Origin of the sequence: Sinomonas terricola (assembly GCF_034931225.1) — a bacterium.
GTDB lineage: Bacteria > Actinomycetota > Actinomycetes > Actinomycetales > Micrococcaceae > Sinomonas > Sinomonas terricola.
This window is the reverse complement of the sequence record NZ_JAYGGQ010000010.1, coordinates 159862-181664: the sequence shown is the minus strand read 5'-3', so window position 1 is coordinate 181664 and position 21803 is coordinate 159862. Positions and strand designations below refer to the sequence as shown.

General features: G+C 69.6%; 16 protein-coding genes. 11 read left to right on the top strand and 5 right to left on the bottom strand.

Annotated elements, in window-relative coordinates; all coding sequences use genetic code 11:
* Window positions 1-24: 24 nt before the first annotated feature.
* The 4 genes from SPF06_RS13880 (at window position 25) to SPF06_RS13865 (ending at window position 5235) form a co-directional block, all read left to right on the top strand.
* The gene (locus SPF06_RS13880) at window positions 25-1200 is read left to right on the top strand and encodes a histidinol-phosphate transaminase (RefSeq protein ID WP_323279699.1); all 1176 of its coding nucleotides are present in this window, start codon (window positions 25-27) and stop codon (window positions 1198-1200) included.
* 149 nt (window positions 1201-1349) lie between these two features.
* Window positions 1350-2588, top strand: a complete 1239-nt coding sequence (gene pdhA / locus SPF06_RS13875) for a pyruvate dehydrogenase (acetyl-transferring) E1 component subunit alpha (RefSeq protein WP_323279698.1) — start codon at window positions 1350-1352, stop codon at window positions 2586-2588.
* Window positions 2588-3568 (top strand): alpha-ketoacid dehydrogenase subunit beta, encoded by a 981-nt coding sequence (locus SPF06_RS13870; RefSeq protein ID WP_323279697.1) that lies wholly within the window; start codon window positions 2588-2590, stop codon window positions 3566-3568. The genes pdhA and SPF06_RS13870 overlap by 1 nt, the downstream gene beginning before the upstream one ends.
* An 8-nt stretch (window positions 3569-3576) precedes the next feature.
* Window positions 3577-5235, top strand: coding sequence for a dihydrolipoamide acetyltransferase family protein (locus tag SPF06_RS13865; RefSeq protein ID WP_323279696.1), 1659 nt, complete (start codon window positions 3577-3579; stop codon window positions 5233-5235).
* 105 nt (window positions 5236-5340) lie between these two features.
* On the opposite strand, the gene SPF06_RS13860 is transcribed toward SPF06_RS13865, so the two are convergent.
* Window positions 5341-5910, bottom strand: a complete 570-nt coding sequence (locus tag SPF06_RS13860; RefSeq protein ID WP_323279695.1) for an adenylate kinase — start codon at window positions 5908-5910, stop codon at window positions 5341-5343.
* Between the two features lie 186 nt (window positions 5911-6096).
* Here SPF06_RS13860 and SPF06_RS13855 point away from each other — a divergent pair, with 186 nt between their 5' ends.
* Window positions 6097-7773: an amidohydrolase gene (locus SPF06_RS13855; protein WP_323279694.1), complete on the top strand. Its 1677-nt coding sequence runs from the start codon at window positions 6097-6099 to the stop codon at window positions 7771-7773.
* Between the two features lie 94 nt (window positions 7774-7867).
* On the opposite strand, the gene SPF06_RS13850 is transcribed toward SPF06_RS13855, so the two are convergent.
* A complete protein-coding gene (locus SPF06_RS13850; RefSeq protein ID WP_323279693.1) occupies window positions 7868-9052 on the bottom strand; it encodes an acyl-CoA dehydrogenase family protein in 1185 nt (394 codons plus the stop codon).
* Window positions 9053-9109: 57 nt separating this feature from the next.
* On the opposite strand from SPF06_RS13850, the gene SPF06_RS13845 reads away from it, so the two are divergent.
* The 3 genes from SPF06_RS13845 (at window position 9110) to SPF06_RS13835 (ending at window position 13082) form a co-directional block, all read left to right on the top strand.
* Window positions 9110-9715 (top strand): phosphatase PAP2 family protein, encoded by a 606-nt coding sequence (locus SPF06_RS13845; protein WP_323279692.1) that lies wholly within the window; start codon window positions 9110-9112, stop codon window positions 9713-9715.
* A gap of 54 nt (window positions 9716-9769) precedes the next feature.
* On the top strand, window positions 9770-11467 hold the full coding sequence (locus SPF06_RS13840; RefSeq protein WP_323279691.1) for an HNH endonuclease signature motif containing protein: 1698 nt from the start codon (window positions 9770-9772) through the stop codon (window positions 11465-11467).
* A gap of 667 nt (window positions 11468-12134) precedes the next feature.
* Entirely contained in the window at window positions 12135-13082 is a 948-nt protein-coding gene (locus tag SPF06_RS13835) for a helix-turn-helix transcriptional regulator (protein WP_323279690.1), read from the top strand.
* 1 nt (window position 13083) lies between these two features.
* Here the strand turns inward: SPF06_RS13835 and SPF06_RS13830 are convergent, their stop codons facing one another.
* Window positions 13084-15729 carry a hypothetical protein gene (locus SPF06_RS13830; protein WP_323279689.1) on the bottom strand — a complete coding sequence of 882 codons (2646 nt, stop codon included), beginning with the start codon at window positions 15727-15729 and terminating at the stop codon, window positions 13084-13086.
* A gap of 191 nt (window positions 15730-15920) precedes the next feature.
* Between SPF06_RS13830 and SPF06_RS13825 the strand changes: the two genes are divergently transcribed.
* Complete coding sequence (locus tag SPF06_RS13825) at window positions 15921-17525, top strand: AMP-binding protein (protein WP_323279688.1); 1605 nt, start codon at window positions 15921-15923, stop codon at window positions 17523-17525.
* On the opposite strand, the gene SPF06_RS13820 is transcribed toward SPF06_RS13825, so the two are convergent.
* Both SPF06_RS13820 and SPF06_RS13815 read right to left on the bottom strand, forming a co-directional pair.
* Window positions 17511-18314: a hypothetical protein gene (locus tag SPF06_RS13820; protein ID WP_323279687.1), complete on the bottom strand. Its 804-nt coding sequence runs from the start codon at window positions 18312-18314 to the stop codon at window positions 17511-17513. The genes SPF06_RS13825 and SPF06_RS13820 overlap by 15 nt on opposite strands.
* 19 nt (window positions 18315-18333) lie before the next feature.
* Window positions 18334-19161: an AraC family transcriptional regulator gene (locus SPF06_RS13815; RefSeq protein ID WP_323279686.1), complete on the bottom strand. Its 828-nt coding sequence runs from the start codon at window positions 19159-19161 to the stop codon at window positions 18334-18336.
* A 65-nt stretch (window positions 19162-19226) separates the two neighbouring features.
* Between SPF06_RS13815 and SPF06_RS13810 the strand changes: the two genes are divergently transcribed.
* Window positions 19227-19787, top strand: a complete 561-nt coding sequence (locus SPF06_RS13810; protein ID WP_323279685.1) for a VOC family protein — start codon at window positions 19227-19229, stop codon at window positions 19785-19787.
* A 344-nt stretch (window positions 19788-20131) separates the two neighbouring features.
* Window positions 20132-21706, top strand: coding sequence for a Na+/H+ antiporter (locus SPF06_RS13805; RefSeq protein ID WP_323279684.1), 1575 nt, complete (start codon window positions 20132-20134; stop codon window positions 21704-21706).
* Window positions 21707-21803 lie beyond the last annotated feature (97 nt).

Here is a 21803-nt window from a genome sequence, read left to right as displayed (position 1 = left end):
GTGAGTCTCGTTAGGCTTGGGAGCATGACTACCGCACTGAACGGCGGCGACGCCAAAGATGTCGCCGTCGCCTTCGCCGGCTCCGCACACGAGACCACTGAGAGCGCAGCCATCGACCCGCGTCCCGTGATCGGACGGCTCCCCAAGTACGCGGCGGGCAAGCCGCCAGCTCAGGTTCCGGGGCTCGAGAGCTTCAAGCTCTCCTCAAATGAGAATCCCCTCCCGCCGATTCCGGCGGTCCTCGAGGCGATCGCCGCGCATTCTGCGGTCAACCGCTACCCCGATCCGGTGGCGAGCACCCTTCGCGCGCGCCTCTCCGACCTCCTCGGCGTCCCGGCCGAGGATATCGTGACGGGCGGCGGCAGCCTCGGCGCCCTCAACCAGCTCCTCGCCGCTTTCGCCGGACAGCAGGACGACGGCACGCAGGACGAAGTCGTCTACGCATGGCGCTCGTTCGAGGCGTATCCGATCTCCGTGGGACTGTCGGGAGCGAAGGGCGTCCAGATCCCCGTGCTCGCGGACGGCCGCCACGACCTCGACGCGATGGCGGCCGCGGTCGGCGAGCGGACCCGAGTCGTGCTTCTGTGCACGCCGAACAACCCCACAGGGCCGGCGCTGCGCCGCGAGGAGACCGAGCGGTTCATCGAGTCGGTGCCTCGCGACGTCGTCATTGTGGTCGACGAGGCGTACCACGAGTTCGTGCGGGACGACGAGGCGGTCGACGGGATCGCCCTCTACCGCAAGTACCCGAACGTCGTCGTGCTCCGCACCTTCTCGAAGGCGCACGGCCTCGCAGGGCTCAGAGTCGGCTATTCCATCTCCCGCCCCGAGATCACGGAAAGCCTCCGAGTCGCTGCAGTTCCCTTCGCCGTCTCGACCATCGCCGAGCACGCCGCCATCGCCTCGATCGACCATCTGGACGAGGTTGTAGGAAGGGTACAAACGCTTGTCGATGAACGCGAGCGGGTGGTGGCCGGCCTGCGTGAGCTCGGCTGGGCCGTCCCGGACGCCCAGGGTAACTTCGTGTGGCTCAATCTCGGGGACGCCACGCAGGAGTTCGCGGCGCTTGCCGCCGAGCACGCGCTGTCCGTGCGGGCCTTTGGAAATGAAGGGGTGCGCGTGAGCATCGGCGAGTCCGGCGGCAATTCGCGCTTCCTGGAGCTCTGTAGGACGTTCACAAAAGCCCCCATTGCTTACTAGCGGTTAACCTATGCCTAGCGGCCCGGCCGCGCTCGGTAGAGTGGCAGCTGGGCCGCTGGCATATATTCCAAACTGGGAATGCATTCCGAATCTGGCATATATCCGCGGATGGACTGTCCGGACCACGGAACCAAACGGCAGGAGGCGGCATGGCAGAACAACTGCCCACCACCGAGTTCGACGACATACCGGATGAACTGCTCGAAGAGCTCGAGGCGCTTTCCCATGATCGGACTGAGGGGCACGTCAACATGGTGCAGCTCCTCGACGAGGAGGGACAGTTCCATAACGGCTCGCATTTCTCTGAGCGCGCTCGCCGCCTCACCTCCGAGGAACTGCGCGGGCTGTACCGCGACATGGCCCTGATCCGGCGCTTTGACGCCGAGGCAACCGCGCTCCAGCGGCAGGGCCAGTTGGCCCTTTGGGTTCCCGTGCGCGGGCAGGAGGCCGCGCAGATCGGCTCGGGCCGTGCTTCTCAGCCGCAGGACTACCTTTTCCCGACTTACCGCGAGCATGGGGTCGCGCTCACCCGCGGAGTCGAGCTCGGCGAGCTCCTTCGCCAGTTCCGAGGCGTCTCGAACGGGGGATGGGATCCGCGCGAGACCAATTTCCACCTCTACACCCTCGTGCTCGCCGCCCAGGTTCCGCACGCCGTCGGCTACGCCATGGGGATCCAGCGCGACGCCGTACGCGCAGCGGCAGCGGGCCGCGATCCCGGCGAGCAGACCGCTCCTCAGGCTGCGGTGGTTGCCTATTTTGGCGACGGAGCGAGCTCGGAGGGCGACATCCACGAGAGCATGGTGTTCGCGGCAAGCTTCAAGGCCCCGGTCGTGTTCTTCTGCCAGAACAACCAGTGGGCCATCTCGGTGCCGACCCAGGTGCAGTCGCGCATTCCGCTTCACAATAGGGCCAAGGGCTACGGGTTCCCGGGCCTGCGCGTGGATGGCAACGACGTCCTCGCCGTCAGAGCCGTGACGGAATGGGCTCTTGAGCGCGCGCGCACCGGCAAGGGTCCCGTGCTCATCGAGGCCTACACGTACCGCTTGGGTGCTCACACCACCGCCGACGACCCGACGAAGTATCGGCTCTCTGAGGAAGAGCAGGACTGGGTCGCGAAGGATCCGGTCACCCGCTTCGAGAAGTTCCTCCGCGCCGAAGGTCACGCCGACGACGCATTCTTCGCCGAGGTAGCCGCCCAGGGCGACGCCTTTGCAGCGAAGTCGCGCAGGGACGTCCTCGCGTTCGAGCCTCCAAGCCTCGCGGAGGCTATGGGCCACGTGTACGCCGAGCGCCATCCGCTCGTCGACGAAGAGATCGCGTGGCACCTCAAGTATGAGTCCGGTTTCGCGGACGCAGAGGGATCCACCACATCGGAAGGCGGCCACTGATGCCCTCGATGACCCTGGCCAAGGCCATCAATGCCGGGCTCCACGACGCTCTCGCCGCCGATGAGATGGTCCTGCTCATGGGCGAGGACATCGGTTCGCTTGGCGGCGTCTACCGCGTGACGGAAGGGCTCAAGGCCAAGTTCGGCGACGACCGCGTAGTGGACAGCCCGCTTGCGGAGTCCGGCATCGTGGGCACGAGCATCGGGCTCTCGCTGCGCGGCTATCGGCCCGTCGGCGAGATCCAGTTCGACGGCTTCGTCTTCCCTGCCTTCAACCAGATCACGACCCAGCTCGCGAAGATCCACGCTCGCAGCGCTGGGCGCCTCACGGTCCCCGTCACGATCCGCATCCCGTACGGCGGCGGCATCGGCTCGGTCGAGCATCACTCGGAATCTCCCGAGGCGCTCTTCGCGCACACGGCAGGCGTGCGCATCATCACGCCGTCGAATCCGCACGACGCGTACTGGATGACCCGCCGGGCCATCGAGTGCGAAGACCCGGTCATCGTGTTCGAGCCCAAGCGGCGCTACTGGCTCAAGGGCGAGGTCAACACCGAGGATCCGGGGGCCTCGGCCGATCCGTTCCGCGCCCACATCGTCCGCGAGGGCACCGACGCGACGGTCGTGGCCTATGGGCCCCTCGTACCGGTCGCCCTCGCAGCGGCTGCCGCCGCCGCGGAGGATGGGCGCAGCGTCGAGGTTGTGGATCTCCGGTCCCTCTCGCCGATCGATTTCGATACCGTGACCGCATCCGTCGAGAAGACGGGGCGCCTTGTGGTCGCTCACGAGGCGCCGACGTTCGGCGGGCTCGGCGGTGAGATCGCCGCGCGGGTCTCCGAGCGTGCCTTCCTTTCCCTCGAGGCTCCCGTCATCCGGGTGGGCGGCTTCCACATGCCCTACCCCGTGGCGAAGGTCGAGGGGCAGTACCTCCCGGACATTGACCGTATCCTCGAGGCCCTCGACCGGGCGTTCGCGTACTAGGAGGCCCCGTGAGCAAGCAGATCTTCAATCTCCCGGACGTCGGCGAAGGCCTCACCGAGGCGGATATCGTCTCGTGGAAGGTCAAGCCCGGCGACACCGTGGCCATCAACGACATCCTGTGCGAGATCGAGACGGCGAAGAGCCTCGTCGAGCTCCCGAGCCCCTATGAGGGCACGGTCCTTGAGCTTCTCGCGCCCGAGAACGAGACGATTGAGGTCGGCTCGCCGATCATCGCAATCGGCACGGGCGTGCCGACCCCCGGAACGCCTGCCCCCGGAACGCCTGCCCCTGGAACGCCTGCCCCTGGATCGCCTGCCCCTGGATCGCCGACCTCCGGAACGCCTGCCCCGAGCGGGGCGGCCGACGGCGGGCCCGCACCGAAGGCCCCGGCCGCCGCGGTGAGTGCCGCCCCGGCCGCACGGGTGAGTGCCGCCCCGGCCGCCGCGGTGAGTGCCGCAGACGTTGCTGAGGCCCTCACCGCCCCGGTTCCGCAGCTCCAGGAGCCTGGCGTCGAGAGCGGCCCCCTGGTCGGCTCGGGGCCGAAGGCCGACGCCGTGAAGCGCCGCCCCCGCAGGCAGCAGCCAGCGGGGCAGCAGCCAGGGTGGGCGGGCCCCGCGACGGCTGCCCGAGCTGAGGCTCCGTCCGCGGTCGCCGCGGCGCACCCAGGGGCCACGGCCCAGACGTCCGTTGCGGGCGGAGTTGCGGCTGGAGCTGCCACGGGAAGCGCGGAGGTGACCGCCGAGGCGGACCAGAGCACCGCCGTCGCCCGCCTCCTCACGCGGGTCCTCGCCAAGCCGCCCGTCCGTCGCATCGCGAAGGAACTGGGCATCAACCTCGCCGACGTGCCCGCGACCGGCGCGCGCGGCGAGGTGACGCGCGCGGACCTCGAGTCGTATCAGGCACAGCGAGAGCGCGAAATCGCGGCCGCGCCGACCTTCTGGGAGCCGGCCAAGAGGCCGCAGGATCAGCGGGTCGAGGTGGTCCCGGTGCGCGGCGTGCGCAAGGCCACCGCCAAGGCCATGGTCGATTCGGCGTTCTCGGCGCCGCACGTGAGCATCTTCGTGGACGTCGACGCGTCGCGGACGATGGAGTTCGTGCAGCGGCTCAAGAAGTCGCGCGACTTCGAGGGCATCAAGGTCTCGCCGCTGCTCATCCTCGCGAAGGCCGTCATCTGGGCCGCCGCGCGGAACCCGAGCGTCAACTCGGAGTGGGTGAGCTCGCCGAACGGGGACGAGATCCACGTCAAGCACTTCATGAACCTCGGCATCGCGGCGGCGACGCCGCGGGGCCTGCTCGTCCCGAACATCAAGAACGCGCAGGACCTCTCGCTCAAGGAGCTTGCGGTCGCGCTCAACGATCTGGCGACGACCGCCCGCGCGGGCAAGTCGAAGCCCGCGGACATGCAGGGCGGCACGCTCACGATCACGAACATCGGTGCGCTCGGCATCGACATCGGCACGCCGATCATCAACCCGGGCGAGGTCGCGATCGTCGCGTTCGGCACGATCAAGCAGAAGCCGTGGGTCGTCTCGGGCGAGGTCATCCCGCGCTGGATCACGACGCTCGGCGGCTCCTTTGATCACCGCGTCGTCGACGGCGACCTGTCGGCCCGCTTCATGGCGGACGTCGCGGCGATCATGGAGGAGCCTGCCCTCCTCCTCGACTGACGCGCTCCATCGACTGCTCCATAACTGTCGTTTTGACCGTCGAAAACGACACTTATGGAGCAGTCGTTGTCGGTACCTCAGCGGTGTCAGGGCCCGTGCAGCGACTCAGCGGCCCTTGAGCGCGTCTGCGATCAGTTGCTCAACAACGTGAGGCAGGCCCATTCCATCGATGCGGATCACGAGGCCGCGGGCGTCGTAGGCCGAAATGAGCTGCGCCGTTTCGGTCGTGTAGACCTCGAGGCGGTGGTTGATCACTTCCGGCGAATCGTCCGAGCGGCCTTGTTCGGCGGCTCGGGCGAGCATCCGGTCGATGATTTCGGCGTGATCGGCCTCGAGCACGACGACGGCGTCCAGCTCCGCTGAGCGGCGGGCAAGGATGTGATCCAGCGCGAGCACCTGGTCGAGGGTACGCGGGTAGCCGTCGAGGATGAAGCCCTCGTGGGCGTCAGGCCGCGCCAGCCGGTCCTCCATGAGGCTGTTCGTCACGTCGTCGGGCACGTAGCCGCCAGAGTCCAGCACGCCCCGAATCCGGACTCCGAGTGGCGTGTTGTTCCGCACTTGCTCGCGGAAGAGGTCCCCGGTGGAGATCGTCGGAACGTTGAGCATCTTCGCGAGCCGCTCGGCCTGCGTTCCCTTTCCCACGCCGGGCGGGCCCATGATCAGAATGCGGTTCACGGATGCCTCCTTCGACGGGATCGAGCTTGCGTTCCGGATGGCTGAGACGCAACCTTTGGAGGGGCCCGATCTGCCCAGACTTTCCCTGCGCTGATCGCCAAGCCCCGAGCACGCAGAGGCAAGGCTCGGCGGCCTCGCGAGTCCTACGGTGTGTACCGATGTGATCGCCGACACTGAGAGGGCCGCATGTCCCACCGCGAGGCAGAACTCCTGCTGGTCAACGGAACGATCGACACGCTCGACGGCGAGAATCCGCGCACGCATGCCCTCGCCGTCGCCGGCGGGAAGATCACGGCGCTCGGCGACGACGCCGTCGCACTGCGCGGGCCGGGCACCGCCGTCGTCGATCTCGAAGGCGCCTACGTCATGCCAGGCCTGCTCGACGTGCACAACCATTTCCTCCTGGCCGGCCAGATGGACCTCTTCGAGCTCGCCGCCCCGCCCACGCTGAGCCTCGACGATTTCCTCGCAGCCGTCACGGACTACGCCGCGACGCTTCCCGCGGACCGCTGGGTCATCGGCGGAAGCTGGGGCTCGGGCCTGCTCGGCGAGATCAACACCGCCGAAGCCCTCGCCCGCCTCGACGCAGCGACTGGCGGGCGCCCCGCCCTCCTGAAAGACGATTCGAAGCACAACCGCTGGGCCAACTCCCGCGCTCTCGCGCTGGCCGGCATCGATCGGGAGACGGCCGATCCCGATGGCGGGCACATCCTCCGCGACGCCGACGCGAACGCGACCGGCGTCCTCATCGAATCCGGCGGCGTACTCGTCGAGCGCACGCTCGCGCAGCTCCAGCCGACCACGCCGGAGGAGGTGGCCTGGGCGGCCGTACGCGGTATCGAGATCCTGCACTCCTACGGCGTGACAGCGTTCCAGGATGCCGCGGCGTCGCTCCAGACGATGCAAGCGCTCAAAGCGCTCGACGACGATGGTCGGCTCGACGCGTGGGTCGTCACGTCGATGCAGGCGAACGACTTCATCTTCGGCACGACCCCGCTCGGCGAGGGCATCATCGAACACCGCGAGGAGACCCGCTCGGCGCACCACCGCCCCGACTTCATCAAGATCTTCCTTGACGGGGTTCCGCCGTCGGGCACCGGCGCGTTCCTCGAGCCCTACCTTGAGGGCGTGGGCTTCCCCGCGTGCCATTGCGGGAGCACGACGATGGATCCCGCGGAGCTCGAGGGCTGGCTCCTCGGCACCGCCGAGCGTGGCATCCCGGCCAAGATCCACTGCACGGGGGACGCGTCCGTGCGGCTCGTCCTCGATACCGTCGCGAAGATCCGGGCGGCGGGCCATGGGGACGTGCGGTACCACATCGCTCACGGACAGTTCGTTCATCCGGACGATCTCGCGCGCTTCGCCGAGCTCGACGTCACCGCGGACATCTCGCCGTCCCTCTGGTTCCCGGGCGTCATCTCCGAGGCGATCGCAACCGTCCTGCCGGCGGAGCGCGCGTCCAAGATGCAGCCGAATCGTTCGCTCCTCGACCTCGGCGCGCGCCTCGCGGGCGGCTCCGACTGGCCGGTGAGCGTTTCGCCGAACGCGTGGGAGGCGATCTACGGCCTCGTGACCCGCCAGGATCCGAGCGGCCAGTTCCCGGGCACGCTCTGGCCCGAGCAGGCCGTCACGCTCGACGAGGCGATCCGCGCCTACACGAGCGATTCGGCCGAGGCCATGGGCCTCGCCGACGTCACGGGCACGCTCGCTCCCGGCAAGTCGGCCGACTTCATCGTCCTCTCGGGCAACCCCTACGAGATCCCGGTCGACGCCGTGCGTCACCTGAGCGCGAGGCAGACCTGGTTCGCGGGGCGCAAGGTGTACGACGGCGCCGGGGCGAGTTCCGCCGTCGGCCGCGGCTAGCGACTGGCGCGCAACGGCGCCGGGTTGAGTTCCGCCGTCGGCCGCGGCTAGCGACTGGCGCGCAACGGCGCCGGGGCGAGTTCCGCGTGCGGGCTCAGCGGAAGGCGGCGATTCCCGTGAGCTTCTGGCCGAGGATGAGGGTGTGGACCTCATCGGTGCCCTCGTAGGTCCGGACGGATTCGAGGTTATTCGCGTGCCGGAGCGGCGAGTGGTCGAGCGTGATGCCGTTGCCGCCGAGGATCGTGCGGGCCTCGCGGCAGATCTCGATCGCCTCGCGGCAGCTGTTGAGCTTCCCGACGCTGATCTGGTGCGGCGCGAGGCGGCCCGCGTCCTTGAGCCGGCCAAGGTGCAGCGCGAGGAGGAAGCCCTTGTTGATCTCAAGAGCCATGTTGACGAGCTTCTCCTGCGTGAGCTGATATCCCGCGAGCGGTCTGCCGAATTGGAGGCGCTCGCGGGAGTAGGCGAGGGCGTCTTCGAAGGCGTCCCGCGCGGCGCCCATAGCGCCCCAGAGGATCCCGTACCGTGCCTCGTTGAGACATGAGAAGGGTCCCTTGAGGCCGACGGCGTTCGGCAGGACCGCACTCGCGGGCAGCCGGACGTCGTCGAGCGCGATCTCGCACTGGATCGACGCGCGCATCGAGAGCTTCGGCTCGATCGGCGTGGCCGTGAACCCGTGCGCCGACGTCGGCACGACGAAGCCGCGCACGCCGTCGTCCGTCTGCGCCCAGACGACGGCGACGTCCGCGACCGAGGCGAGCCCGATCCAGCGCTTTGTGCCCGAGAGGATCCAGTCAGCGCCGGGTCCCGAGCCGTCACGGCGCGCGAAGGTGCGCATTGACCCGGGGTCGGAGCCGGCGCTCGGCTCGGTGAGCCCGAAGCAGCCGATGGCCTCGCCGGCGGCCATGCGCGGGAGCCACTCGTCCTTCTGTTCGTCGGAACCGTGCTTGTGGATCGCGGACATCGCGAGTGAGCCCTGCACCGAGACGAACGTGCGCAGCCCGGAATCGCCAGCCTCGAGCTCGGAAGCGGCGAGGCCGTACTCGACGGCGGAGCGGCCCGCGCAGCCGTAACCCGCGAGGTGCATGCCGAGGAGGCCCAGCTTCGCGAGCTCCGGCACGATCTCGAGTGGGAAGTAGGCCTCTTCGTACCATCGCGCGATGTTCGGCCTGATCTCGGCACGCACGAACGCCCGCACGCGGTCGCGCAGGGCAAGCTCCTCTTCGGTGAGGAGCGTGTCGAGGGAGATGAGGTCTGCTGGGTCGGAGACGGCGGTGTCCATGAGGCAACGCTAGCCGCCTGTTAGGCGCGTCCTGACGTGGGATGGCAGACTGGCCGCGTGTTGTCCGGCCTCCCGGGGCGCTACGCCGCCGCCCGCGTTATCACCGAGGTGTTCCAGCCGCCCATCGTCGTCGCCGTCATGATGGTGCTGAGCCCCGCGGGCACGCCGGGCTTCCCCGGAACCCTCTGGTACGGCGTGATCGCGGCGGTGTTCACGTGCGTCGTTCCCTTCCTCGTCCTCGTGGCCCTCGTCCGTGCCGGGAAGGTCTCGGATCACCACGTGAGCGACCGCCGCCAGCGCGGTCCGGTCCTCGCCCTGTCTCTCGTGATCGTGCTCGTGGGCCTCGGCGTGCTGGCGCTGCTCAGGGCGCCGGCGAGCGTCATCGCAATGGTCCTCGCGCTCGTCGGCGGCATCGTCCTGCTGGCCCTCGTGAGCCTCGTGTGGAAGATCAGCGGTCACGCGGCGGCCATCACGTCCGCCGCCGTCTCATTCATGTTCCTGTTCGGGCCCGAGTGGTGGCCCGCGCTCCTTCTCGTTCCCGTGGTCGTGTGGTCCAGGCTCGTGCTCCGCGCCCACACCGCGGCGCAGCTCGCCGCGGGGGCCGTGCTGGGCGGAGCCGTCATCGTGGGGTTGTGGCGGGGGCTGCTCGGGTGGCTCGGCTGATGAGGCGCTGACCCCCGACGTTATTTTGTCGGTGCCTCCTGCGAAGGTTGATGCATGGGGGAAGATATGGGGGAAGACCCGAGGGAACGCGCGGGAGAGCAGCCGGCGGGAAATGCGGGAGCGCCGCTGGCGGGAAGCGCGCGGGAAGACCCGGGGGAACGCGCGGGAGAGCAGCCGGCGGGAAATGCGGGCGATAACCCAGCGGGCAACGCGGGAGAGCAGCCGTTAGATGGCGCGGCAGTCTCGCCGACGCCAGTTCCGCCGTCGCCGGTCTCGCCGGCGGGGAGGGAGTTCGAGGCGCATTTGGCGTTCGTTGAGGGCCTCGTCAAGACGGTGCAGATGCTCGACGCGCACGAATCGCGCATTCATGCTCTCCGAGCGTTCGCGATTTCGGAACTGCATGAACATTTTCGCAGGGAAGCGCGGGACGCTCTTGAGGCCGCAGACGCGCCGACGCTCACTGCGGCCGAGGTCGCCGCGGCACTCAATGTGTCCCAGCGCCTCGGCCGGGCGATGGTCGAGGAGGCCGTTACTCTTGCAAGCCCGGGCTTCGTGCCCGTAATGGACGCACTTCGTGAGGGCCGCGTTGACAAACGTCGGGCCAAGATCATGATGGAGCACGCGTGCATCCTTCCGCCCGGGAAGGACAGCGCGTTCAGCGAAGCGGCCGTCGAGCTCGCGTGCCCCGAGGACCCGGATAGAGCCCCGAGCCCGGGGGCCCTTTCGCGACGGCTGCGACGCTTGGCCGAGAAGTATCACGACGAGCCCCTTGCCGCTCGGAAGGAGCGGGCAGCTGGGTTCCGGAGGGTCGACGTCGAACCGGGCCAGGACGGAATGTGCTGGATTACGGCGCACGTACCCGGTGAAGTTGGCGCCGCGATCGACGCTCGCCTCGAAGCCATCGGGAGATCGCTCCAGGTGTCGGGCGAATCCCGCGGGATCGCGCAGTTGCGCGCGGACGTCTTCCGCGACCTGCTGCTCGGCGGAGGACTTGCCGCCGAGGGAACCGATCCCGACGACGGCGGGTCCGCCGTGCGTGGGGCAGCCCTCGGCGGCGTCCGCATGGAGGTCGTCGTGACAGTTCCCGCCCGAACGCTGACAGGCCAGTCTGAAACGCCCGCGGAGATCCTCGGCTACGGACCTTTGGATGCGCCGACCGTCCGGCTGCTTGCGGCGGAGGCCGCCACGTGGACCACGATGTTCGTGAATCCCGGCACGGGGGCCCCGCTCGCGCTCGGAAGGCGACGTTACACTCCGTCGCTCGCCATCCGTCGCTTCCTCGGCGCCCGCGACCGCACCTGCAGATTCCCGGGGTGTGACAAACCGGCCCCGGCCACCGAGGCCGATCACACCGCGGAATGGCAGGACGGCGGGGCGACGGACGTCGCGAACCTCGCTCTGCTCTGCCGCGAGCATCATCGCCTGAAATCTCTCGGGCATTGGAAGCTCAAACAGCTCAATCCGGACTGCGGCGGGACCGCTCAGCAGATGCGGGCAGAGGCCGAATCGGGCACGCGTGCCGAGGCCGCGCGGAGGCGGGGGGAGGCCGAATCAGGCGCGGGCGCCGAGGCCGCGCGGAGGCGGGGCGAGGCCGAATCGGGCACGCGTGCCGAGGCCGCGCGGAGCCGGGGCGAGGCCGAATCAGGCGCGGGCGCCGAGGCTCAGGATCGCGGCGGGGTGCTCGAATGGACCTCGCCCGCTGGTCGTCGTTATCTCACCTATCCGGAAACAGACGTGCCGCCTCCGTTCTAGCCTCAGCGCCGGGAACCAAACCCGCGTTCCGGAGGCACGCCGACCAGAGCCGGGGCTACCAAAGCCGGTGGCCGTGCCCGCCCGCGGCCGTCCAGGCTGACTCGCGAGCCTCGTCAATGGCTTGCGAGATGCGTGCCGCGTCGCGCCATGCGACAGCCAGTCTGGCAAGCAGGGCGCGCCCGCCTCGACTTGTGGCGTGTCCGTCAAATCGGGGCTCCACAGGTCGGGCTGTCGCGGAGTGCGGCGTCGGCGGTTCTGCTGTCGCGAGGTGCGTGTTCGGAGGTTCTGCTGCGGGCTGCGGCGTCGGCGGTTCTGCTGTCGCGAGGTGCGTGTTCGGAGGTTCTGCTGCGGGCTGCGGCGTCGGGGGTTCTGCTGTCGCGTGCGGAGCCGCGGGGTGCGCCGCTGTGGGCCAGATGCCCGTCGTGTGCCGGGCTCCGGTCGGCGGACGTTGTGCTGCCGCTTCGGCGGATTCCACTCGGTGCGTCTCGACTCGGTGAGCGGGTGTCGCTCGACGCGCGTGGCCGGTCGTGGTGCTCATGGTGCCCTCCTGGTCGGTTGCTCTCTGTCCCGGATCAAGTCTCCTCGGCGATGAGGACAGCTTCGGTCCGCTGCGATGGCCTGCGAGTTGAGGACAGATTCTGTCCGGATTGCGCGTCATCATGGGTGCATGGCAGACACGACCCAGCGAGTGCTGAGCCTGCTCAACCTCCTCCAATCGCGCCCCGTCTGGACGGGGGCCGAGCTCGCCGAGCGACTTGGCGTCACGACCCGGAGCGTGCGGAGGGACGTCGAGCGCCTTCGCGAGCTCGGCTACCCGGTGCGGGCCGAGCACGGGACGGGAGGCGGCTACCAGCTCGGCGCGGGCAAGGCTCTACCGCCGCTCCTGCTCGACGACGAGGAAGCGGTCGCCGTCGCGGTGAGTCTCCGGCTTGCGGCGGGCGGGACGGTCGCCGGCCTGGGCGAGGCCGCGGTCCGATCCCTCGCGAAGCTCGATCAGGTACTGCCCGCGAGGCTCCGCTCCGAGGTCAAGGGCGTCATCGAGGCGACCGTGAGCCTCGACAGCCCCGTGACAGCCGTTGACGCGGACGTCCTCGTCGCGCTCGCCCGCGCGATCCGCACGCCCGAGCGCGCAACCTTCGACTACACGAAGGCCGACGGCGACCGGCGCGAGCGCCGCGTCGAACCCTATCGACTCGTTGCGGCAGGTCGGCGGTGGTACCTCATGGCCTGGGACCTCGACCGCGACGACTGGCGCACGTTCCGGCTTGACCGCATGGCCGCCGCGCGCGGGACCGGCTGGCGGTTCAAGCAACGCGACGCGCCCGATGCCGTCGAGTACGTCCGTGCCTCGATCACTCAGGCGCCCTACCAGTTCGTCGCGAAGGTGCGGATTGCCGCTCCGGCGGAGGAGGTTGCGGCGCGAGTTCCCTCGACCATGGCGGTCGTCGAGTCGGACGGGAGCGGCCACTCGGTGCTCACAGCGGGAGCCGACAACCTCGACTACATCGCCTACCACGTCGTGCGGCTCGGCTGGCCTATCACGGTTCTGGACCCGCCGGAGCTGCGAGACGCCATGCGTGTGCTGGGAGAACGGTTCACTGCGGCGGGCGGCTAGGTCAGTAGCGGCTGTACTCGAGCCGCACCGAGCCGTTCTGCACGCTGACTTTGGCGCTGAACGAGACGGACGAGCTGCTCGAATCAGACTTCCACTCGGGGGTTCCGAAGCCGTAGGAACGGTCCCTCTCGAAGTCCGCCTTGGCCTCGCCGCGGTCGTCCGTCCGAAGGGTCCAGCCGGACGTGCCCGAGGCGGCGTAGTCCTGAGCGAGGCGGTAGCTCGGTTTCTTGACGAGCGCCCACCGCAGATTCCGAATCGTGCTCGACGTCGCGTAGATGCCGAACGGACAGTCCTGCGGGCGCGCCTCGGTGGACTTGAGACATTCAGCCAGATGGGCGTCCGCCTGGGCCGCGGCTTCTGTGATGAGTGCTTCCGAGGGCTCGACGTCGAGACGCGCCATGCCCGTGTAGTCGTCGATGGAAACGAGGACAACCACCTTCTGCGCCGTCAGATACTTCTCAGAGGCTGGAAGCTCGATCGTGTATTCGCCGGGCAGCACGGGCAGTTGCGGGCCCTTGAGGCTGTAGCCGTTGCTCGCGAAGGAGACCGGGATGTCTTGCCCATTGACCGTGGCCTTGTGGAGCTGGACGTCGGCGGAGATCGTCAGCTTTCCCAAGAGCGCGGAAGTCAGTTTCCAGTTGTCGCCCAGGAGGTTCGGATTGTCCTTGCGGAGCGAGAACGTCGATTCCTGTTTGCGACCGCTCTGACGTACCTCGGCCACGACGGTTGCGGAGTCTCCGTTGACCTTCGTCGAGATGATGCTGAAGCCATCGATGCGCCTGGCGGCCTTCGAGTACACAGCGTCGTCGAGGAGCACGCGCTGCTCATTCGCGACGTTGGGGTCCGACAAGGAGAGCGCTTTGGACGCCTGGCCGTCCACGAGGGCCTGAAGATAGCCGGTCACCGGCTTGTCCGGCCCGTTCGAGCCCTTGAGGACACTCAGCGTGATCGCGGCGCCGATGGCCAGGACCGCTAGCACGGCACCGGCCCCGACGGTGACGACGAGGGTGCGCTTGGCACGCGGAGACAGCGGCTTGCGCGGCGCGAGCGCCGGATGCGGGAGGGTTGCGGCCGGAGCCGATGCGCTGGCGGACGTTGCCTGCTGACCCCCGTTGACCAGCGCTCCTGCGCCCGGGGTCCCAGCTGTATCTGGGGAGGCAGCGTCGCCTGGGCTGCCGACCGCTTCAATCGCCGCGGACTGGCCCTGGCCGTTTGCGACGATCCGTCGGGCCAGCGGCAGCGGGACATACGGCGCAAGATGAGGTGCGACATAGCGTGAGGATGCTTCCACGACCAGTCCCCACGCGAGCAGTGCGAGCCCCGTGAGCGGTGTGAGCATGACGTTTCCGTGCACCGACGCGATATTTGAAAGGTCGACGGATACCGTCGCGATGCTGAGCCAGGCTGTCACGAGCCCGGCCGCGAGGTAAGCGGCCGGTAGGGGCGCCCAGCCGCGCGTCCCGTTCGTCGCGATCGGGCCCCGGCGCAGATGCCAGAAGACGGACGTGCACAGGGCCGCAGCTATTGCCAGCAGCACAAGGAGCCATCCGGCCCATGCCGGAATGCCGAACTCGGCGAGGTTCATGCCCAAGGAAAGATCCGAGCCCGAGGTGTTCGAGGACGAGGAGAACATCACGCGCGAGCTCCACGAGCGGGAGAGAGGACTCAGGTGTCCGAGCCCCACGAGATCCAGCCCCGCCGTCGGTGCCCAGAGAGATGCGGAGAGGGTCGCGGACCAGCCGAACCGAACGCCGACGACGATGATCGCTGCCGGGATGGCGATCACGAGGAACAAAGCGTAGTGCACGCCGACCGCGGCGACCGGCCGGAGCCAGCTGTGCACGACATCCCATCGGTTCGTCCGCGGAAGGAGCGAACCCCGGCCGGCCGCGAAGGCCAGCGTGGCCACGATGAACGACCCGAATACCGAGCCCACCGAGAACGCCGTGGCGGGATCGACCTTGAGGTTGGGCGCAGACAGCGGAATCGCGAGGCCGGCCGCTACGGCATTGGCGAGAACGCAGAACACGGCACCGGAGGCGAGCGCGCCGACCCATTGGGAGAGCGTCGACGCACGCGGAGTCTTCCTCGCCGTGAACCGTCCGCCCGCGAAGCAGAGCGCCGCGGAAATGGCCGTGAAGAGGAGCGGGACGCCGAACGTCGAGACCGATCCGTGGATTGACCCCATGAAGGGAACGGTCGCCTCGAGCGTCGCGCCGAGAGTGCCGAACTGGCTCATCGCCACCCATTGCGCCGCGACCTGGAAGGGAATCTGGGCCGGATCGGGGATCAGCCCCTGCGGGATCGCGCTGTTGGCAGGCGCCACGAAGCTGCCCTGCCCCATCGCCAAGCCCGCAATGGCCAGCGCCACCATCGCCAAAGCGACGACGTATGTGCCCACGAAGGCGATCGCTCCGACAGCCGCCGCGGGCAGGAGGGTCTTGAGGTCGAGTGCCGGTGGCGGGCCCGGGGTGGGCGCGCTGGCCTCGGGCTGACTTGGGTGTTCCTGTGGCGGTTGCGCCGGGTGCGCCTCCGGCTGCGCCGGGTGCGCCTGCGGCGTTGTTTGGGCAGGTACTGGCTGTGCGGGTTGCGCCTGGTGCGCCTCGGGCTGCCCCTGTTGGGCGTTCGGCTGCGGCTGATCGGTCATCATTTCTCCCCCCAGAAAGGACTACCTGTGGGAGTCTAGGCCGCGGGCCGGACGCGCACCGCCCCGAGAAGCCGACCCCCCGCGCCGTTACCGATCAGTAACAGATTCGCGGTCCTCTTGTCCTCGCCCCCATCCCCCGGTGGAATGGGGGGAGCGGCGGTTGCGCCGTCGCGCGTCGAAGGAGCCGCAAAATGTTCACGAGCCCGTTCCCGGATGTCGCAATTCCCGAGTCCACGCTCCAGGAGTACCTGTTCGGCGGCCTCGCCCCCGAGGACATGGCTCGCGTGGCCGTCGTCGACGGCACGACCGGCGCGGAGACCACGTACGGCGAACTCGTGGCCCGCATCGATGCCCTGGCCGGGTGGCTCGCGAGCCGCGGCGCCGGGCCGGGGACAACGCTGGGACTGTTCTGCCCCAACGTTCCGGCCTTCGCCGTCGTCTTCCACGGCATCCTCCGCGCGGGCGCCGCCGTGACCACGATCAACGCCCTCTATACCGCAGAGGAGGCGGGGAGGCAGCTTCAGGACGCGGGAGCAGACTGGCTCGTGACCGTGAGCCCCTTCCTCGAGCGCGCCGAAGCCGCGGCGCACGAGGCAGGCATCCCGGCCGAGCGGCTCGTCGTGCTCGACGGCGGCGAGGCTGCGGCGGCGGCCGGCCATCCGTCCCTCGCGGACGCTCTTCGAGCCGGCCTGCCCGCGCCGGAAGTGGACGTCGATCCGCACGCGGCCGCCGTCATCCCATATTCCTCGGGGACAAGCGGCACGCCGAAGGGCGTCATGCTGAGCCAGTACAACCTCGTCGCGAACGTGGCCCAGTCGAGGGCTCTCCTGGGCGTCAACCGCGACGACGCGCTCCTCGCCGTCCTGCCCTTCTTCCATATCTACGGCCTGACCGTTCTGCTCAATCTGGCGTTTGCCGAGCGAGCGAAGCTCGTCACGATGCCCAAGTTCGACCTAGCCGAGTTCCTCCGCATCACGCAGGACCACCGCTGCACGTTCCTCTTCATCGCCCCGCCCATCGCGGTGGCGCTCGCGAAGCATCCGCTCATCGACCAGTACGACCTCTCGTCGGTCCGTGCCGCGCTCTCGGGCGCTGCGCCGCTCGACGGCGAACTGGGCCACGCCGTCGCACGTCGCCTCGGGTGCGTCATGCTCCAGGGGTACGGCATGACCGAGCTCAGCCCGGTCTCGCACCTCATCCCGCTCGCCGACGCAGACCGCGTCTCGCTGGATTCCGTCGGGTTCACGGTCCCGAACACCGAGTGCAGGCTCCTCGATCCCGGAACGGAGGACGAGGTCGAGGTCCCGGCCGAGGGCGCGAGCGCGCCCGGCCAGCTCCTGGTCCGCGGGCCCCAGGTCATGCTCGGCTACCTCAACCGACCCGACGCGACGGCCGCGACGATCGACCCGGACGGCTTCCTCCGCACTGGGGACATCGCGACCGTCACGGCGGACGGGGTGGTGACGATCGTGGACCGGCTCAAGGAGCTCATCAAGTACAAGGGCTACCAGATCGCGCCCGCGGAGCTCGAGGCCGTGCTGCTCTCCCACCCCCAGATCGCCGACGCGGCCGTCATCGGCGTCCGCGCGGACGACGGCGAAGAGGTGCCCAAGGCGTTCGTCGTCCCGCAGGCGGGGGCCGAGCTGGCGGACGAGGACGTCATCGCGTTCGTAGCCGGGCACGTCGCGCCGTTCAAGCGCGTGCGGTCCGTCGAGTTCGTGGACGCGATCCCGAAGTCGGCGTCGGGCAAGATCCTGCGCAGGGAGCTTCGCGCGCGGACGTCACTCGGCGGCTGACGCGTCCGTGAGGCCCGCGAGGAACGCCGGGAAGCGCCAGCCCGCGAAGAAGCCGAGCACCTCGACCCAGCTCGCCTCCGTCTCGGCGTCCGCGGGCTGGCCGGACGCCGTCATCGAGGCCGAGAGGTCCGCAAGGCGATCCGCGAGCGAGGCGAGCATGCGCGAGGAAGCCGCGAGGGCGCCGTCGTCCGCTGCGCCGACGCGCACCCGCTCGGCGAGGTGCGCGCGGCATGGGAACCCATCGCCCCCGAGGCCGAGGCATGCGGGGCACGCGCGGCCGCTCCATTCGTCCGCGGTTGCCTCGCACCAGCGGCGCGTGTGGAGGAGAAGATTCGCCTCGGCAGCGAGCGACGCGCTGTTCGAATTCGCGTAGCCGAGCGCGAAGCCGTCCTTGAGCGGCACCTCGAGCTGCGTGCACAAGTAGCAGCGCCGGGACGGCATGAGCACCGCCTCGGGGCGCCGGCCCCAGCCGTGAGGGAGGGCGAGGCGCCGCGCGAAGTCGCGTGCGAGGAATTCGTAGAGGACGCTCACATCGAACGGCTGATGGCCGCCGCGCGCGCCGACTCCCGCCTCCCACAGCTCGATCTCCACGACCGCATAGGCCCACGTGTGCCGTGGGCAGAAGCCGAGCGAGGCCCGCAGCCACGTGCGCATGGCCGCGTTCATGATGTCGCCGTGGACGAACGCCCAGAGGAGCCGCACTTCTTCCGTCGTGAGGAGCAGGGGTGCGGCCGGCAGAAGCTCGGACGATTCGGGGATCGCCATGCCCGCCTCCTTCGGACGGCTCATTGAGGCGACTGTACCGCGCCTAGCTGACAGCTGTCGGGGGAGCCGGTGCCGCCATCTGGGCGTATTCGCGCGGCGTCACGCCGAGCACCGCGCGGAAATCGCGCGTGAGGTGCGGCTGGTCCGCATAGCCGAGATCCTGGGCGAGGCCCGCGAGGGGAGTCGCCGGGTCCGCGCGGAGGCGCTCGGCCGCGAGCTGAATCCGACGACGGCGCATGATTGCGGCGGGGGTCGGGCCGAGGAAGTCCGCGGCGAGCCGCCCGAGCGTCCGCTCGGATGCTCCCATTGCGGCCGCGAGGTCCGGGACGCGGAGGAGCCCCGGCTCGGAGTCCGCAAGATCGGCCAGGCGGTTCGCCTCGAGCCCGCGGGCGCCGGCTTCGGGGAGGCGCTCGGCGATCCAGCGGGCGACGGCGTGGGTCGCCTCGGCGAAGCGGCTCTCGGCAGGTGCCGCGCGCGTCATGGCGCGGACGACGGCGCAGTGCAGCTCGGGCGCCTCGACGTCGCGCTCCGCGTTGGCGAACCGCGCGGGACGATCCGTGAACAGCGGTGTGGCCGCGGGGCGCAGCAACGCGCCGACGGCCCACCCGGTCCCTTCGAGCACCCGTGTGCCGGCCGCCGTCGTCGGGCCGTAGATGGCGAGCCGGTCCGGCTCGGCGACGAAGTTCAGCACGGGGTAGCCGAGCACGAGCTGCCGCGACTGCTCCCCGTCGGGCAGCGACCACTCGACAACCCAGAAGTGCCTGATCGCGTGGGCTGCCCACGCCGGCGGGTTGAGGCGCGCCAGCGGGGCGCGCGGATCCGGCGTGAGCTGGCCGCGGGAGGTTGGCCTGTTCACGAATCGCCCGTCCATGAATCGATCGTAGGGTGTCGCGAATCTTCAAGCGGAGGACGTCGAGGTGTGCTTACCGTGGCGTCATGAGCGATCAGAACACTGCCTCCATCGCCCCGGCCAACGGCCAGCACACCGTCAACGGCACCCCGCGCGGCTCGACCTCCCTGACCCCCTTCATCGTGGTGGACGGCGCCGACGCCGCGATCCGCTTCTACGAATCCGTGTTCGGGGCTCGGCTCCTGAGCCGCACTGACTTCCCCGGGCCGGACGGGAAGCCGATCGTCGCCCACGCCGTGCTCGATTTCGGGAACGGCCGGCTCGAGCTCGGCGACGCGAACCCCGCGTATCACCTCGTGCTGCCGCCCGCGGGCGACGACGATTGCCTCTCCCTCGGCGTCTATCTGCCGGACGTCGACGCCGCCGTCGAACGGGCCATCGCCGCCGGCGCGACCCTCCGCGAGCCCGCCGCGACATTCGTAACGGGGGACCGGTACGCGAGCATCCGCGATCCGTTCGGGATCCGCTGGTCCGTCATGACGCGCGTCGAGGACGTCTCGGACGAGGAGGCGGCACGCCGCGTGGCCGAATGGGCGGCCGGGATGGGCGGGACGGAAGGGTCGGAGGGGTCCGCGAGCGGGGAGTAGCTGGCTCGCTTCTCCGTGGCATCCCCGCATTTCCGTGGGTCATTTCCCCCGGAGATGCGGGGAAGGACAGCAGTTTCGTCCGCGTCAGCCGCTCGCGAACGCCTCCCCGGCCAACGCGGCGCCTCCGACTTCGGCCGTTCGGCCGCGTCGGCGACAATTCCGGGTTGCCGCTGATCGAGCTGGGCATATAGACAACAGAGGGTGTGCCGTGGTCTCGGCGGCACAGCCTCCTCTTCTCATGGGCCCTTTCCCCGCGCACGAGTCTCGACGCCGACGGGGAGCCCACCGCGCCGCCGCGGCATAGAATCCAGAGCGGGAGGGGCTTGGGTGCGGAAGGGTGCGTCATGCTCGGTCTTGAACTCGTCGTCGCGCTGGGCGCCGCCGTCATCCTCGGAAGCATCGTCGCCGAGCGGATCCGGGCGAACGCGCCAGTAATCCTCCTCGTCGCCGGCGTGCTGCTCAGCTTCGTCCCGGCCTTCGGGAACGTCGGCCTGCCGCCCGAGACCGTCCTCCTCCTGTTCCTCCCCGCGCTCCTGTACTGGGAGAGCCTCACGACGTCGCTGCGCACCATCCGCACGTACATCCGCGGGGTCATGCTGAGCGCGACGCTCCTCGTCTTCGCCACGGCGTCGGCGATCGCCGTCGTCGCCCACGCCTTCGGGCTCGACTGGGGCGCGGCCTGGATCCTCGGCGCCGCGGTCGCACCGACCGATGCGACCGCAGTCTCGGCCCTCGGGCGCGGCCTCGCGCGCCGCCAGATCGCGACGCTCCGGGCCGAGAGCCTCATGAATGACGGCATGGCGCTCGTGATCTACGGCGTCGCCCTGAGCTCGGCGCTCGCGGGCACTCCGCCGGACACGCTGCAGGTCTCGGCGCAGTTCGTGTATTCCTTCGGCGGGGGAGTCCTGGTCGGTCTGGCCGTCGGGTGGATCCTGCTCGAGGCGCGGCGCCGCATCTCGAACCCCCTGTTCGGCAACGCAGGGGCGCTCCTCATTCCGTTCGTCGCGTTCCTCGGCGCCGAGCTCATCCACGCCTCGGCGGTGCTCGCCGTCGTCGCGTGCGGCCTGTACGTGGCGCACGCGTCGCCGCTCGCGATCTCCGCCTACACGCGCCAGCAGACGAGCGCCGTCTGGACGCTCGTGACGTTCCTGCTCAACGGGGCCCTCTTCGTCCTCGTCGGGCTCCAGCTCCCGTCGGTCATCGAGGGGCTCACGACCTTCGCCTTCGGCCAGGCCATCGCCATCGGCGCGGCCGTCTTCGTGACCGGGATCGCCGCCCGGTTCGCGTTCCTCGTCTCCTCGGCCTACATCATCCGCGCGATCGACAGGCGCCCGTACCAGCGCTCGCTGCGGACCACGAACCGCGCGCGGCTCGTGAGCGCCTTCGCGGGGTTCCGCGGCGCCGTCTCGCTCGCCGTCGCGCTCTCCGTCCCGATCGGCGCGGCGATCCCGGCGCGGGACACGATCGTCTTCGTGACGGCGTTCGTCGTCGTGGCCTCGCTCGTGGTCCAGGGCATGGCGCTCCCGCACGTGATCCGCTGGGCCCGGATCCCCGTCGACACGTCCGCCGCCGAAGAGCTCGCCCTCGCGAGGCGCACGGCGTCCGAGGAGGCGTTCGCCGCGATGCCCGGGATCGCGCGCGAGCTCGGCATCGAGGACGATGTGCTCGACCGCATCCGGGCCGAATACGAGGAACACCTCTCGGCCATGAACGCGGGGGACGACGGCGATGGCGACAATCCCGCCGTCGTCCGCTCTCGCCAGTACACCGAGCTCCGCCTCGCGCTCATCGCGCGGAAGCGCGCCGTCGTCGTCCGCCTCCGCGACACGCGCGCCATCGACGACACAGTCCTGCGGCAGATCCAATCACAGCTCGACCTCGAGGAGGTCCGGCTCGTGCGGCCGCAGCAGGCCGAGTGACGCGCCGCGCCGCGCCCGTGCCCCTTTCCAAACAGCGGTGCTCCTTCGCCGCTATTGGGCCGCTGACCCGCGGCACCATTGCGGGGAAGCGGCACCG

What these genes read in the sequence shown, in the direction of transcription:
- SPF06_RS13830 (WP_323279689.1), bottom strand. Translation starts at nt 15,729, where the DNA reads ATGACCGATCAGCCGCAGCCGAACGCCCAACAGGGGCAGCCCGAGGCG.
- pdhA (WP_323279698.1), top strand. Translation starts at nt 1,350, where the DNA reads ATGGCAGAACAACTGCCCACCACCGAGTTCGACGACATACCGGATGAA.
- SPF06_RS13880 (WP_323279699.1), top strand. Translation starts at nt 25, where the DNA reads ATGACTACCGCACTGAACGGCGGCGACGCCAAAGATGTCGCCGTCGCC.
- SPF06_RS13870 (WP_323279697.1), top strand. Translation starts at nt 2,588, where the DNA reads ATGCCCTCGATGACCCTGGCCAAGGCCATCAATGCCGGGCTCCACGAC.
- SPF06_RS13840 (WP_323279691.1), top strand. Translation starts at nt 9,770, where the DNA reads ATGGGGGAAGATATGGGGGAAGACCCGAGGGAACGCGCGGGAGAGCAG.
- SPF06_RS13815 (WP_323279686.1), bottom strand. Translation starts at nt 19,161, where the DNA reads ATGGACGGGCGATTCGTGAACAGGCCAACCTCCCGCGGCCAGCTCACG.
- SPF06_RS13850 (WP_323279693.1), bottom strand. Translation starts at nt 9,052, where the DNA reads ATGGACACCGCCGTCTCCGACCCAGCAGACCTCATCTCCCTCGACACG.
- SPF06_RS13855 (WP_323279694.1), top strand. Translation starts at nt 6,097, where the DNA reads ATGTCCCACCGCGAGGCAGAACTCCTGCTGGTCAACGGAACGATCGAC.
- SPF06_RS13835 (WP_323279690.1), top strand. Translation starts at nt 12,135, where the DNA reads ATGGCAGACACGACCCAGCGAGTGCTGAGCCTGCTCAACCTCCTCCAA.
- SPF06_RS13820 (WP_323279687.1), bottom strand. Translation starts at nt 18,314, where the DNA reads ATGAGCCGTCCGAAGGAGGCGGGCATGGCGATCCCCGAATCGTCCGAG.
- SPF06_RS13825 (WP_323279688.1), top strand. Translation starts at nt 15,921, where the DNA reads ATGTTCACGAGCCCGTTCCCGGATGTCGCAATTCCCGAGTCCACGCTC.
- SPF06_RS13805 (WP_323279684.1), top strand. Translation starts at nt 20,132, where the DNA reads ATGCTCGGTCTTGAACTCGTCGTCGCGCTGGGCGCCGCCGTCATCCTC.
- SPF06_RS13810 (WP_323279685.1), top strand. Translation starts at nt 19,227, where the DNA reads ATGAGCGATCAGAACACTGCCTCCATCGCCCCGGCCAACGGCCAGCAC.